This is a genomic window from Halomonas sp. JS92-SW72 (assembly GCF_003547075.1).
Taxonomy (GTDB): domain Bacteria; phylum Pseudomonadota; class Gammaproteobacteria; order Pseudomonadales; family Halomonadaceae; genus Halomonas; species Halomonas alkalicola.
On sequence record NZ_CP032147.1, the window covers coordinates 2,641,920 to 2,656,728 of the forward strand.

Annotated in this window: 12 protein-coding genes; all 12 read right to left on the reverse strand. The window is 59.9% G+C overall.

Translation table 11 applies throughout. The features are described 5' to 3' along the window. Window positions 1–2: 2 nt before the first annotated feature. The 12 genes from D1793_RS12335 to D1793_RS12380 all read right to left on the reverse strand — a co-directional run bounded on the left by D1793_RS12335 (window position 3) and on the right by D1793_RS12380 (window position 14,388). Window positions 3–473 carry a GspH/FimT family pseudopilin gene (locus D1793_RS12335; protein WP_162899954.1) on the reverse strand — a complete coding sequence of 157 codons (471 nt, stop codon included), beginning with the start codon at window positions 471–473 and terminating at the stop codon, window positions 3–5. Continuing rightward, window positions 448–711 (reverse strand): type IV pilin protein, encoded by a 264-nt coding sequence (locus D1793_RS12340; RefSeq protein WP_240407665.1) that lies wholly within the window; start codon window positions 709–711, stop codon window positions 448–450. The genes D1793_RS12335 and D1793_RS12340 overlap by 26 nt, the downstream gene beginning before the upstream one ends. A gap of 10 nt (window positions 712–721) precedes the next feature. Continuing rightward, window positions 722–1,477, reverse strand: a complete 756-nt coding sequence (locus tag D1793_RS19445) for a hypothetical protein (protein WP_162899956.1) — start codon at window positions 1,475–1,477, stop codon at window positions 722–724. A gap of 48 nt (window positions 1,478–1,525) precedes the next feature. After that, window positions 1,526–2,440 carry a hypothetical protein gene (locus D1793_RS19450; protein ID WP_162899957.1) on the reverse strand — a complete coding sequence of 305 codons (915 nt, stop codon included), beginning with the start codon at window positions 2,438–2,440 and terminating at the stop codon, window positions 1,526–1,528. A gap of 186 nt (window positions 2,441–2,626) precedes the next feature. Further along, window positions 2,627–3,856, reverse strand: a complete 1,230-nt coding sequence (locus D1793_RS12345; RefSeq protein WP_162899958.1) for a CDP-glycerol glycerophosphotransferase family protein — start codon at window positions 3,854–3,856, stop codon at window positions 2,627–2,629. A gap of 111 nt (window positions 3,857–3,967) precedes the next feature. Then, complete coding sequence (locus tag D1793_RS12350) at window positions 3,968–4,933, reverse strand: glycosyltransferase family A protein (protein WP_119022443.1); 966 nt, start codon at window positions 4,931–4,933, stop codon at window positions 3,968–3,970. A 38-nt stretch (window positions 4,934–4,971) separates the two neighbouring features. Beyond that, window positions 4,972–6,774, reverse strand: coding sequence for an ABC transporter ATP-binding protein (locus tag D1793_RS12355; RefSeq protein ID WP_119022444.1), 1,803 nt, complete (start codon window positions 6,772–6,774; stop codon window positions 4,972–4,974). A gap of 22 nt (window positions 6,775–6,796) precedes the next feature. Further along, window positions 6,797–8,782 (reverse strand): nucleoside-diphosphate sugar epimerase/dehydratase, encoded by a 1,986-nt coding sequence (locus tag D1793_RS12360; protein WP_119022445.1) that lies wholly within the window; start codon window positions 8,780–8,782, stop codon window positions 6,797–6,799. Between the two features lie 5 nt (window positions 8,783–8,787). After that, on the reverse strand, window positions 8,788–9,828 hold the full coding sequence (locus D1793_RS12365) for a phytase (RefSeq protein WP_119022446.1): 1,041 nt from the start codon (window positions 9,826–9,828) through the stop codon (window positions 8,788–8,790). Further along, the gene (locus D1793_RS12370; RefSeq protein ID WP_119022447.1) at window positions 9,825–10,964 is read right to left on the reverse strand and encodes a hypothetical protein; all 1,140 of its coding nucleotides are present in this window, start codon (window positions 10,962–10,964) and stop codon (window positions 9,825–9,827) included. Before D1793_RS12370 ends, D1793_RS12365 begins: the two co-directional genes overlap by 4 nt. Window positions 10,965–11,025: 61 nt before the next feature. Continuing rightward, complete coding sequence (locus D1793_RS12375) at window positions 11,026–13,293, reverse strand: polysaccharide biosynthesis tyrosine autokinase (RefSeq protein WP_119022448.1); 2,268 nt, start codon at window positions 13,291–13,293, stop codon at window positions 11,026–11,028. A 9-nt stretch (window positions 13,294–13,302) separates the two neighbouring features. Then, window positions 13,303–14,388, reverse strand: coding sequence for a polysaccharide export protein (locus D1793_RS12380; protein WP_276111006.1), 1,086 nt, complete (start codon window positions 14,386–14,388; stop codon window positions 13,303–13,305). Window positions 14,389–14,809 lie beyond the last annotated feature (421 nt).

The window sequence follows — 14,809 nt, forward strand, 5'->3', positions numbered from 1 at the left end:
GCCTACCCCCTCTCTATGCGCCCGGAGGGCCCGATTACGACGCTCCTGTCTCCGACATCAATTTCACAGCCTGGGTCAGCCTCTCCCTCTATCTCACAGCCATTTCTTCTTCCCAACGAGTTGAATATCACCACGGCTTCAGAAACCAATACACGACCATCCCTAGCCTCACGCACCATCAGCACGTCGTCATCTCTAACAACTTCAATTCTCCAGGCGCCACTTTCATTATCCAATGTAATCTGCGCAGCAATATTTTCCCTGCGCTTGACGGCCTCGCTTCTGGCATAGGTTAGGCTGGTGAGAATCTCGTTGAAGTCGGCAGCTTGACGATTGGTGGTTACCAGGCTCTGAAAGCCCGGCACAGCAACGGTCGCAAGAATAACGGCAACCGCGATGGTGACCAGCAACTCAATCAGGGTAAAACCTGAAGGGCGCCCCAAAGGCTTACCAGCAATCATCTGCGCCAGCACCTCTTTCGCCTCTGTGCGTCAAAGTAAATGTCCCACAACCGTCTTTATCTCTTTCCTGAGCACCTTGGGGCTCAGCTGAAAGCACATATAGGTAGGGCTCCAAATCATCTTCTTCTGGAGCAATAATTATGTAAAACTTATTTTCCGACTCTCGTCCAGAAACATTTAGATCCCCAAAACATGCTTCGTAATCATTGATTCTGGTATAGCAACGCTCCAGGTCACCTGCAGCTGTCATCAGTAGTGCCTTAGCGTCTGTCCGCCTTGATTCGGTAATGTACCGCTGATAGCTCGGATAGGGAGTTATTGTCAAATCCTGTGTACGGCAAGTCAGGCGGCAGTCCTGTCTGACTGATCGGTAGCTCCCTGGCGGCTAGCAAAGGATAACTCCTATAGGCGATTTGATCATCCGGGACCCTACAAGTAGGATCGAGGTCATCCAGATTCAGGCTTGACTCGCGACCCAGCCTCTTGAGCGTTTCCACGTAATCATGATCACTGCAGGGAAGCACCTTCCTGTTACGTTCCTCGTCTTCAGAGGGGACCCCTGCCGCGTAGCCCTTGTGATAGACAACGTGATAGCTCAACGAAAGGAAATGATCATCAGGAGAAGGCGCCCTGACAAGATCGTTTACCCATATGGCATCTTCCAGAATCTTCCTGCCAATCGGTACGGGATAATAGGGCATGTTCCTTGAACTGGAACCTGGCAAGCCGCTGACACTGTAGATATCACAGGGAATATCGCCCTTTTTTCCAGCCACCTTCATATAGGACGTCATGATTTCGACATCATTATCAGCCACCAGGATGTCAATATCTTCACCAGGCGCCACTTCAGGCAAGGACTCAAACCAGCGCAGCGCAACATAGTTGACATCTTCTTCTTTCATTACCCTAAGGAAACCAGCAATCCCGAGCGATGAGTCGATGAACCTGCGCTGATTCCTCGGCCTTCCAAGAGCAGCAGAAACTCGGCGCCTGATGGCTTTCTTGATATTCATCCTAATCGTCCTCATCGAAACTTCAAGGGACCGCACAATAGCGTCAGGTCAGGCGGCTTCACTTTGAAGTGCACGCTTTTTCTTCTCATGCGCTCCTACACCCGAGAACATATTATCGAAAACCTTCAACGCCATCTCTCTCGTGTAATTTCCCGCGAGAACCTGCGGCCAGACATCTACCTCATCACGACAGACAATGGTCTCGACTCTGATAGGAACCTCTTGAAAGCCCAGCGCACTCAATACCGATACGCGATGATGACCTGATTTCACGACCCACCTCCAATCACCCGAAGACTGAACCAGAATATCTGCCCTGATATCACCATCAACAAAATCGTGCCTCTGGAATCCATTCTTGCTGACGGATTTCGCGATAGCATACAGCCTTTCCACTTCAATCACGAGTTTATCGCCCGAGACCGGTCCGCAAAAATTGCATCCATGCTCGATACTGATATCAGATGTTGATACCTGGCTATTATCTTCTTTCTCTGTCTTGATGATTTTCTCTATTCGCTCTTCTACCGTTAAGTCTTCCCATGGTTTTATCACTACCCAGGGCGGCTGACTGCCAAGCATCGGTATGTCGTCCCCAGAAGCACCAAGCACCTCTGCAGCACAGCCAGGTTGATAGCTCGAATAGAATTCCAACAACTTGGAGTGGATAGACTGTCTCCCATCGCCCCCTGGCAATGATCGACCAAGAGCCTCCCTGACTGCCTCAACGAAGGGGTGCCCACCTTCGCTGCCCAGAGAGAAGACAAACAGCGACCTTCCGTCATCCATTTTTCCGGTGATCAGGAAGTGCCTCTTTCTATTCAAGTATCTCAATGACCTTGGGTTACCATCAAATGAGAGCAGTGGCATAGGCGCTGACGAACTGATCGGCCTGACACTGTAACCAAGCCTTGCCAGCAAGCGCTTAAGAATTAAAACCACTCTTTCTCTTGACTTGGACATGACTCGACTCCTTGGTAGCCAGGCAATATTCTTCACCAAGTAATATTTTTATTACAAGGTGAGAAACCGCATCAACAATAGCCCCTTCGACGAGGCCATCCACACCCCACCCATACACCATCATGAAAGGCTGACAACTCAAGAGAACACTCACTTCTAATCGACACATGAGTGCCACCAGACGGGCTAGATTTCCAACTTCTCCTTGACTGTCGAAAGGACCTTTTCCATGGGCGAGCCCTTGATGGAACTACCCTTGAAATAGAAGACAGACGCTTCTTTACGGGCATCTCCCCATGGATCAACTCCTTCATTCAGCAATGAATCGCAATAATCCAGCGCCTCCTCCCACGTCATCGCCACCGGGCCAGGGACGGAGAACTTATCACTGAAGAAACCCTGATCTTCGGCGGAATAATCAAGGTGATCTGGAGCCAGAAAGACGATCGGCATCTCCAGCGGCAGGACGTCAATGAAAATACTGGAGTAGTCTGTTATCAGAAGGTCATAGCAATGCAGATCCCTGTAGATATCATCGCCTGAGCCATTCCCGACGAGGCGTGCAGGACCACTGTTCAAGGCTTCTGGCACGGGTTCTTTCTCCTGGCAAGGGTGCAACCTGACATCCAGCGTGGCACCCATACCGCGAAGCCTGCCATGAAGGACCTCCCCTTCGGGTACGGGAACCTTTGCAAAGAGCGACTCGCGCCCCAGGGCTCTGTGCGTAGGTGCGTAGAGAATTCTTCTGGTTCGCTTGTCGCTATCCATCCGGCCGAGAGAAAACTGCTGTCGCAGGTTCTCACCTCTGATCGATCCCGCAACCAACCCCTGTCTATAGGTCCCTTTGAAAGCCGCTCCAGTGCGCTCGCGATCAACATCGCTCTGGAACACCAGCAGGTCCCAAGTCGGATTTGCCCAGGGAAACATCACCCTCTGGACTTCAAGCATCCAGTTGTGAAGCCCCCTGTAACCCCTGCCAGCAAAACCCTTGTCGAGAAGTCCCGACACTGCCTTGAATCTCTTGAGCGGGATGCCGTGCCACAGCTGGATCTTGTAGGCACCAAATGCCGCAATTCGGTTGTGATCATGCGCATAGTGTGTGTAGACACACACTCCTGCGCGCAGTGTTGTCAGGAATCCACGCAGGGTATTGGCCTTTATCACCGGATATCCACGACCTTCAAGGTCGTGAAATATCTCGTCCGATTTGGTGCTCCATACCACACGAATAGCTGCATAATCTCCATTGTCACGCAGACTCTCGTAAAGCATGCGTGAGTGGTCAGCGTACTTGTAACCACTGCAGCTTCCAAAGACCCATAGCCTCCTATTCCTTGGAACCAGGAGTGTCAGGAGCGCGATGGGCATCCACACGAGGTCAACTGACACACGACTCAAGATTCTGGTGATATTCATATGGAATACCTGGAGGTGAAGACTTCTTGCATTCGTCACTGGTCCTACTACCATCGCCTCATTATTGAGGAGCCGGCCCCTTCCAATTTCATGGGCGTTCAGCCAAGCAGCTCACCCCGCTCTCCATGCACGCTTCATCGTGATGGCCACCTGATAAATACTTGCCGGCAAGGCCAGCGCCAGCATTCTCATCATGTTCTCACACCCCAGCCCCTTCAGGCTGACGTGGGGGAAATCATGATAGCACTGACGACCCTGAAGTTTTTTTTCGGTTGCCCATGCAATGATCTTTCTGTTGATGATTCGCCTTAGCTGCATGTCACAAGCCGGGTCAAGTCTTGGCTCCTCCTCTCGGATAAAATCCGCCAGCGGATGCACGGTTAAATTATCAGGACACTTCGTCACAAAACTGTTATCTAGATGCCACTCGGTTGTGACCTTTTCGCAGTAGTAAAACTCCTCGATACAGATCAAAAGCTTCACCCAGAAGTAAACATCTCCTCCTCGCCTGTATCTCCCTTCTGGAAAACCGCCCAGGCGATCGAACAGACCTCTCCGCATACAGGCAGAGTTCATATGGACAAAATCGTTATGTGCAAAGAATGAAAGCCCGTCGATTCTCCGGTAACGCCCAGATTGAATCCCACTGTTCTTTCCGACGATTTTTTCTCCCACCTTCATCACATAGTTATTGCAGATAAACTCAAGATCTCCATTACGAGCGATGACCGAGTGGAATACAGAGAGGTGATCATCTCGCATGGCATCATCGGCATCGAAGAATATGACCCACTCGGCACGCGCCTTGCTGACCCCGAAGTTTCGGGCCGCATACCCTCCTGGACCCGGCTTGTCCCGCCGGTAGAGACGCAGCACCCCTGCCCTCTCGTGGCGCTGCAGAATCTCCAATGAGCCATCGGTGGAGCAGTCATCGACCGCAATGACCTCGAAATTCCGGAAGATCTGGGCATGGACGCAGGCCAGCGACTTCTCCAGATAATCTGCCTTGTTGTGAACAGGAATGATCACCGAGAAGAAGGGGGTTTTCTCATCATGCTGTTCGTCATTATTGCTCATGGTACAAAGCGCCTCGGAAAGATCGCACCGGGAAGGAGTTACAGGTTGGCCATCATCTTGAAGGTGGTATTGCGTGCCATCAGGTCGTCATAGGTACCGCTGTCGGCCACCTGTCCGGACTCGAGGATATAGATCATGTCGCAGCCCTTGACGGTGGTCAGGCGGTGAGCAATCAGCACGATGGTCAGGTTGCCGGCCAAGCGCTGTATATCCTCCATCACCCGGCGTTCGGTGATTCCATCAAGGGCGCTGGTCGCCTCGTCAAGGACCAGCACTTTCGCCTGCTGGTAGAGTGCTCGGGCTATCCCGATGCGCTGGCGCTGTCCTCCGGAGAGCTGAACGCCACGCTCGCCGACCCAGGTGTGGATGCCCTCCGGCAGCTTCTCGATCAGTTCATCGAGCTGGGCCATCCTGAGGGCTTCCAGGGCCCTGGCTTCATCGATCAGGTCCTGTTCCACGCCGAAGGCAACGTTCTCGAGGATGCTGGCATCGGCCAGGAAGATCTGCTGCGGCACCAGCCCCAGGCCGGCCTGCCACCGACGCAGATTCTCGGAGCCCAGTGGCACGCCATCGATAAGCACCTCCCCCTTGTCTGGCTGGATCAACCCCAGCAGCATGTCCACCGTCGTGCTCTTGCCGCTGCCCGAGGCTCCGACCAGGCCGATCATCCGGTTGGCTGGAATCGTCAACGTCAGTCCGTTCAGCGCCCTGTCCTTCTTTCCCGGGTAGGCAAAGGTCACGTCCTGCAATCCGATGGCATGCTCGGGCACCAGCGGCACGATCACCTCCTGCCACCCTGGCGATACGTCATCGGGATTCTCACGGCTCGCCAGCAGGTCATCGCGCAGACTGTAGTAGGCCGCCAGGTTGCCGCGAATCACCGAGATGGCTGAGTAGATTCGCTGGAAGGCCGGCAACATCTTGAAACCAGCCAGGGCGTAGATGGAGAGCGCCGGCAGGATCGCCCCCAGGTTGCCCTCATAGAGATTGAGCAGGTAGAGCACCAGCAGCACGATGGAGGCAAAGGCCACCAGCTCGATGGCATAGCGGGGGGCATCACTGAGTCCCTGAGTGACCCCCTGCCCACGTGCCACACGATAGCTGGCCTGCTCGAAGCGACGCACGAAGGTGCCCTGTCGATGCATCAGCAGCAGGTCCTTGATCCCGCCGAAGCCCTCGGTCATCAGCTTGAATCGCTTGGCCTGGGCGCTGGAGACACGCCGGCCATTGGTCACCAGGAAGCGGCGCACCGTCTTGTAGAGCAGCAGATAGGTAGCCGCGAAAATCAGGGCACCGACCATGGCCACTACCGGCTGATAGAGTAAGATCGCCAGGATCATGCTGGAGACCATCACCAACTTGGCATTGAGCTGGAGGCTTGGAGAAATGATCTTGGTGGTGGCTCGCTGCACCTCCTGGGACGCCTTGCTGATCAGGCGACTGGTGCTCTGTCCGGAGTGGAAGAGCCAGGGCTGGTGCAGGTAGTAACGGTAGAGTCGGCTCGACAGCTCGGCCCCCACGCTGGCGCTGTAGAGCGACAGCCGCCAGGTGGTGTACATGGAAAACATCGCCGAGAGAAACAGGATCACCAACACCATGACCCCCAGCAGGGTCAGGAAGGCCTCGGGGCTCTGCAGGCCGCTGGCCTGGTAAGCCCAGGCCATGCGCCCCTCGCCCCTTAGCCGCTGCATGTCTCCCACCACGGCCATGAAGGGGCCGATCGACACGACGCTGGCGATCTCGGCAAACGACATGATGATGATCAGTCCCTGCAGGCGCAGCAGCCGCAGGCGCTGGTCTCGGCTCAGCAGGGAAAAGAGTTCACGCAGGTCCTTCAACATGGCATCACCATCCCGGTTTCGCTCAGACTGGCTTGGAAGAGTGGAGCCCGACAGGGCCCGAGAGATCGATGGTGCCGTCCTCGATTCCAGCTGGGACATTGCCGGCCAGCAGGCGATCATTGCGCGCCTGCCACACCAGGTCGGCCATGCTGTCGGCGGGGTGATAGGCCAGCGGTGCAGACTGCAGCAGGCGCCGGACCTCCAGGTGGTCCGAGGCCCCCAGCGCCCGGTCCAGCTCCTGCAGGAAGGCCTCCAGGCGGGGCCACTCCCAGAACGGTTCCCGGGAGGTCATGATCCGGTCGTGGCGAGTTCCCGACACCGCCTCGCCGATCAGCAGCTCCTCGAAGAGCTTCTCGCCCGGCCTCAGCCCGGTATGGACGATCTCGATATCGCCATCGGGATGCTCGCTGTCCTTCACCTCCAGGCCCGAGAGGCGAATCATGTTGACCGCGAGGTCCTGGATGCGCACGGGCTCCCCCATGTCGAGGACGAAGACCTCCCCCCCCCGGGCCATGGCCCCCGCCTGGATCACCAGCTGGGCCGCCTCGGGAATGGTCATGAAGTAGCGGGTGATCTCGGGATGGGTCACCTTCACCGGCCCGCCCCGCTCGATCTGCTCGCGGAAGCTAGGCACCACGGAGCCGCTGGAGCCCAGCACGTTGCCGAAGCGAACCATGCAGAAGCGGGTAGCACAGCCTGAGCGGGCAAGGGCCTGGCAGATCAGCTCGGTCAGCCGCTTGGAGGCGCCCATGGCATTGGTCGGGCGAACCGCCTTGTCGGTGGAGACCATCACGAAGGTCTCCACCCCGGCGCTGATGGCAGAGCGGGCCAGTTTCAGGGTGCCGAAGACGTTGTTGCGGACCCCCTCGATCAGGTTGTACTCCACCATCGGCACATGCTTGTAGGCCGCCGCATGGTAGACGGTATGCACCTCGAAGCCGTCGAAGATCGCGGCCATGGCATCGCGATGCTGGATGGAGGCCAGCAGCGGCTTGACCTCGACGCCGGATCGACCCACGCCGGGATGCCCCAGCAGCTCCTGCTCGATGGAGAAGAGCGCGAACTCGCAGTTGTCGACCAGCAGCAGCCGTGCGGGCTGCTGGTCGATGATCTGTCGACACAGCTCGCTGCCGATGGAGCCGCCGGCACCGGTGACCATCACCGACTTGCCGCGGATATTGGCATCCATCAGGTCGGGGAACTGGGGGACCGGGTCGCGACCGAGCAGATCCTCCACCGCCACATCCCTGACCTCGCTGATGCTGGCGTTTCCGGCAATGACATCCGCACTGCCGGGGATCGTCTGCACCGGGATGGAGAGCGTCGAAAGACGCTGGAGGATCTCGCGGCGACGGCTGCGGGTGGCGCTGGGGATCGCCAGCAGCACCATGGCGGCACGATGCTCGTCGACGAGGGTCTCCAGGTCGCAGGGCTGATGCACGTGAAGGCCATCGACGAGAGTACCCTCGAGGCCGCGCCAGTCATCGATGAAGGCCACCGGCTCGTACTCCCTCCCATGGCGCAGCGCCGAGGCCAGCTCACAGCCGGCGGCGCCGGCCCCATAGATCACCACTGGTCGCCGCTGGCGGCGCTGACTCACCAGGTAGAGCTCGCGCAGCGCGTAGCGCACGCCACCCACGCCCACCAGCAGTGCCAGCCCATGGATGACCGCCACCGATGGCGATAGCAGGCCCCCCATCATCCCATCGAACAGCAGCACCAGCAGCGACGAGACCAGAGCCCCTGTGCCCAGGCTGAGTACGGCGCTGGGGTTCATGTAGCGCAGCACCAGCCGGTAGATTCCCAGCCAGTGAAAGCACGCCAGGGTGGCGACGGTGACCAGGCCTGTCAGGAACCACAGACTCGTAGCAAACGGAGCCAGTCCGGTGTCCCAATGCAGCAGGACCGCCAGGTTGAGACTCATCGCCACGGTCAACGCATCGATGAGCTGAAGCAGGTGGCGCTTGCGATGACGAGGCATCGTCATCAGGGCGTCGAGCCATGTCATATTGCCTACTCCCTATCCGTTGTCTCACCAAGCCCCAGCGCCTCAAGGACTCGCCCCCAGTGCAGATACTTGAAGTTCTGATTCTCGGGCGCATTCCGCCCGTCCTGGAGCACCACCAGGCCCTGCGGGAAATCGGAGCCGAAGCCATGGGCACTGACCGCGACCCCGTCGGTATCACGCACGTCACCGAACCCGGCGACAGGGTCCGCGTCCACCCGGAAGGTGCCCTGCAGTCGATAGGGAGGGCGCGCATCCAGCACGGCGAAGCGGTGGTTGCCCTGGCTCGAGACCAGCAGGAAGTCGCTGCCATACAGGGCGAGTCCCTCGATATCAGCGGCCAGCGGCGGCTCGGCACGCACCACCAGTTCCCGCGTGGTTGCGGCCTCGGGAGCTGCCGCCATCACCCAGACGCCGACATCCTCCTCGCCGATGAAGAGGCGCTCGGTCCGGTCGTCCGCGACGCAGCCCTCGGGCTGGCTGTCGAGCCGAAACTCGCGCAGCAAGGTGATCTCGGGGCCGGCGTCGGCGAGCTCCAGCCGATGATGCTGGTAGCGCCCATCCATCGTGTTCGTGAAGACGTGCAGTTCATCGCCGTGGCGATAGAGGCAGGTGCCGTAGATCTTCTCGAGTTCCATCCTGGCCAGCCCGACGGGAACCACCCGGCCATCGCGCCCGATCTCGAACACCATCAGGCCACCCTCGTCGCGATGGGTAGCCACCGCGAGATCCCTGTGGCGCCCCTGCATCGGCACGCCCTGGCGCAGGTCGATGTTGTTGAGTCGCCCCACCGGCAGGGACTGCACCCTCTGGCCTTTCAGGTCATAGACCTCGAGCCCACGCTGCTTGTCGGTGCCTAGCACGCGGCTATCGCCCGGGTGGGAAGCGTTGAACCAGATCGCGCTGTCATCGGCGGCATCGCCGGCGCTCTCGACCGGCGTCGTCTCTCCCTGGGCCACCAGCACCGTCGGCTCGCTCGACACGGTCGTCACTAGGAGCGCCGCCAGGCCAAGGCCCAGCGCCGGCAGGAGCCAGCCTCTGGCGATCATGGTGCGAGTCCCCTGACAGGCGCGGTCAAGGGCGATGGCTCGACTTCCCGGGCCGCCGCCAGGGCGGCCGCCGCGAGAAAGACCCAGAAGATGGGGGTCCTCGCGCCGTAGGTCGAGATGCCGTAGAACACGGGCCCCAGGAAGGCGACCCTTCCGGCCATGTCCAGGCGCAGGAAGATCCTGGCGATGAACGCCATGAAGATCGCAAGACCCACTATTCCGTAGTAGAAGAGCAACGCCACCCAGGTCGAGTGGATCTCATGGCGGCTTCCGAAGCGCATGTCCAGCCCCTGCCCGGCCCCAAGGAAGAGGTATGCCGGGAACTCGACAAGCCGGGTATAGCCCCGGATCTCTGCCTGGGTGGCGACATCTGTCCCAGCGAAGCGCGAGACGGCCACGTCCGCGGTCTCCAGGCTGAAGAGCATATAGAGGAAGAGCGGGACCGCCACGATCCCGATGATGACCGCAAGTATCCGCTCCCTGCCGCCGGACCCGACCGCCATGTTGTCGATGAAGCGAAGGTAGGCCGCCAGCAGCGAGAAGAAGATCCCCAGCAGGGCGGACCGGGACTGGGTGACGAAGACCAGCACCACGCTGATGACACCGATCGCGAACAGCAACTGTCCGCTGCCCTTGCCTCTCAGCAGGTAGAAGAAGGTCGAGAAGACGCAGATCACGTAGAACGCCATCTGGTTGGGGTCGTTGAAGAATCCCTGGTAGCGGCTGCCGACCTCGTAGCGTCCGAGCCCGGTGGCCCAGAAGAGGAACAGCAGCACGATGCTGGCCCCGCACGCCAGGGCGACCGCTCTTCTGACGCGTTCATCGCCCAGTGACGGCAGCAGGAACAGGAACAGCAGAACGCCGTAGACCCAATAGATGGAGGCCTTGAGGAAGGCGGGGTTCTGCGCAACAAGTACCCAGGCCAGGTTGGCGATCAGCGCATAGCCGCAGAAGGCCAGCAGGAAGAGCGCCGTCAACCGCTCGTCCTGGCTCCGGAAGGGAATCGCGAAGGAGTAGACGAAGCCCAGCAGCAGGAAGTTCAGGGCAAACAGCAGGTGAGCCGGCTGCGGCTGGCCGCTCGACAGCACATAGAACTGGGACAGAAAGACACCGAGTGCCCAGAGATATGCAACCATGACCCCCTTCCTCCCTGCCCGGCATGGCATGGCCGCCACCGCCCGCAACGGGCGATGGCGACTAGCGGTACGCGTAGACGTTGTAGTAGCCGTACTGGCGGTTGGTGGAATAGGCCACGGCATTGAGCACGGCCCCCCTCACCCGCACACCCGCATGCTCGAGCCGGCGCTTGGTGATCTCGAGCTCCTTGGGCGGATTGACGCCATAGCGAGCCACCATCAGGCAGGAGCCGGCGTGCTTGCCGACGATGGCCGCATCGGTCACCGCCATCACCGGCGGGGTGTCCAGGATCACCAGGTCATAGTGGGGTGCCGCCCAGTCGAGCAGGTCATGGAAGGGTTGCTGCATCAGCAGCTCGGAGGGGTTGGGCGGCACCATCCCGCGGGCCAGGAAGTCGAGGTTGTCGATCCCGCTGGGTCGGATCGCCTCGTCGATACCGATCTGGGTGGTCAGCAGCTCCGAGAGCCCGCCCTTGCCGGCCTGCTGGAAGGCGTGGTGCAGATGCCCCTTGCGCATGTCGGCGTCGATCAGCAGCACCCGCTGCCCGGCCTGGGCGCAGACCACAGCGAGGTTCGCGGCGATGAAGCTCTTGCCGGCCTCGGGGCTCGCCCCGGTGATCATCAAGCGATTGTTGCCGGATTCCAGCATCGCGAAGTAGAGGCTGGTGCGCAGACCACGCAGGGCCTCGACCGTCGGCTCTTCGGGGTCGGTGATGGCCAGCAGCCCGCGGAAGATATTGACCCCCTCCTTTCGGCGGCGCCTAAGGAAGTGCGACAGCTTGTGCTGGCCCGATGAGACCGGCACGATCGCATAGACCGGCAGCCCGATGGCCTCGAGTTGCTCAGGCGTCTCGACGGCGCGGTTGAAGGCCAGCCGGAGCATCACGCCCACGATGGCCAGCAGCACGCCCATCAGGGCGCTGCCGAGTGTAAGCAGACCCACCCGGGGGGCGATACTTCCGCGCTGCAGCACGGCGGCATCGAGTATCCGCACGTTGCCGACAGTGCCCGCCCGTACCAGCCGCATCTCCTGGCGCTTGTTGAGCAGCTGCACGTAGATCTGCTGGTTCACCTGGGTATCTCGGGTGAGGCGCAGCACCTCCTGCTGAGTCTCCGGCAGGTCGTTGACACTGGCCTCGAGCTGGAGCTTCTCGGCCTGCAACTGCGAGCGCTTGCGCAGCAGGGCCTGATAGTTCGGGTGGGTGGGACGAAAACGCTCGGCCAGCTCCGCCTCGGCCAGGGCCAGCTCCGAGAGCTGGTTATCCACGGCGACCAGGCTGCGCAACAGGTTCTGGGTCTCGAAGGTCAGGTCGACCGAGTCCCGCTCGGCGCGGTAGTCGTTCAGGGCATTCTCGGCTTCCGTCAGCTCCACGTTGACCTGGGGAATCTGCTCCTCGAGGAAGGCCAGCTGCTTCTCGGCTTCCTCGGACTGTCGCTGGACATTCTGGGACAGGAAGACCCCGGTGATGGTGTCCAGCACCCGAACGATCTGCTCGCGATCCTGGCCGCTGAGCATCACCTGATAGACGCCGGAATCCTTGCCCCGAGACTGGATGGTCAGCCGCCGCTGCAGCTGTGAGATGGCATCGAGCTGCGACACGCGGCGGATCATGAACTCCGCCCCGGGATGGGCCTCGAGCTGGCTCACGAAGAGACGGTAGCCGGAGGCCTCATCATGCACCGTCTCGCCGACTCTTCCGGTCAGCACGGGCACCTCGCCCCGCTTCAGCACGTACTGGCCCTCCTCGCCCACCCGCAGCACATGGGTCCGCCCCTCGGCCTGGCTCGGCACGTCGAAGCGGGTGACCTGCAGCGACTCGCCCGCCCACACGTAGGGGCTGCCGTCCTGCTGGTGCCCGCCACCCAGCGAACCCAGCCAGCCGGCCAGGATACCAGGGGTCAGCCGATCGACCTGGTCGCGAGTGAAGCCATGGTTGACCAGAAAATCGCCTGCGAAGGGCAGGCGCCGGGGCTCGATCTGGATGGCCAGGTCGAGGCGGTCCACGGTTTCACCGATCACCATTCTCGACTGAAGAATCTCCAGCTCTGCGGTGGTCGGGTTGCCTCCCTGATCCCCCACCGCCAGGGTCTCGAGCAACCCCAGAGTGGTGCGCCGTCCCTCGATCTGGATCAGGGTATCGGCCTGATAGATCCTGGGCTGGGAACCAGCGTAAAAGTACCCGCCCAGCAGAAACAACATGCCCGTGAAAATGATCTTCCACTTGTGCTCCATAAGGATGGATACGATCTTCACGAGGCTGATATCTGGGATGTCGCGGGACGGCTCACTCGACAACCCGTGGTGACCTGGAAAGACTGTCATGACCATGATCTCTCGTTATAGATCCCCGACATTATCGACCGATCTTGCGACATCACCCGGCAGATTCACCGACGGCAGCAGCAGCGAGATCACGTTGTTCCAGCGCGCCAGCGGGGCCGAAGTCACATAGACAACATCCTGAGGCTCGAGGGGGAAGCGGGTGCCCAATATCAGCCGAGTAGCATCGCGGATATCGAGCTGGTAGACGGTTGCCACCTTGTCAGCGGCGGCGTCGGGTGCCTTGGCGCGCACCACGAAGATGCCCGATGGCTGAGCACGACTCTCGTTGACGCCACCCGCCCTGGCCAGGGCCGTGGTCAGGGTGACACGCTCGTTGCCCAGCGCGATGGATCCCGGACGCTGCACCTGCCCCAGCACCACCACGTTCTGGTTCTCCGAGGTCGGCACATGGAGCACATCGCCGTCGCGCAGCAGCCGGTTCTGGCTCATGTCACCCTGACGCAGCATGGCATGCAGGGATATCGTCTCGTCGCGGCCATCGCGGTTCAGAGTGACGTTGTGCCAATCGGCGTTGGGCCGGGCGCCGCCCGCCTCGCTGATGGCGTCCAGCACGGTCATCGGCACGATGGTGATCGGCAGGGTACCGGGATTCTCCACCGCCCCGCTGATATAGGCCTTCTGGGAGCGGAAGGCGGCCATGCCGACCTCTACCTGGGGTGAGGCGATCACCTCGGAGAGCCGACGGGTCAGCAGGCTGCGCACCTCCTCCAGGGTCATGCCGGCCACCCTCACCCGTCCCACATAGGGGTAGAACATGGTGCCGTCGGGGCGCACCCGGTTACCGGTCTCCGCCGCGGCACGCTCCCCCCCCGCTGGAATGGTCAATTCGGGGTGGTCGTAGACGATGACGCTCAGCACATCGCCGGGGCCGATCCGGTATTCGTAGTTCTCGATTTCCTGGCGAAGCGAGCCTGACATTGCACGGGGCATGTCAGCCTCTACCACCGGAGCATTGACGAGTTCAGGAGTAATTGGCACCACATCGACACGAGAATCGAGGGAAGAATCCACGTTTCGATGGTCGATATGACCTCCCGGAGCAAGGGCACAGCCCCCCAGCATCAGCAGCGCCACTAACACCCCAGCTGCTCCCAAGGATTTTCCGGTAGTGGGCGTTTTCGAGGAGATTTCCTCAACCGCATTTATTGTGACAGGGAGCATATGGGTATCCCCTTCTTCTTCGCGAGAACACGCTACCGCCCCGGAATCATGGTGCTTTTCCGAGGCCCCGGGAGCCCCACCAGTCACCACATGGACTGGCAGCATCAGCCGTTATCACGACCCACCGGGATGGCAATCACGACTCATCACTCCGCTTACATCAGCTTACAGGGTTACAAAAAATACACATTCTGATTTTCAGCAGGTCACTGGGGTGACACTGAACATTAACAACCAATGTTCTGTAATGAAGTGAGCTCATGGGCGAGTGTGATGGCGGTTAGTCATCGCTTTCACAATGGGCATGAGATCGCTGATACGAGACGCACTAGAAGAGACA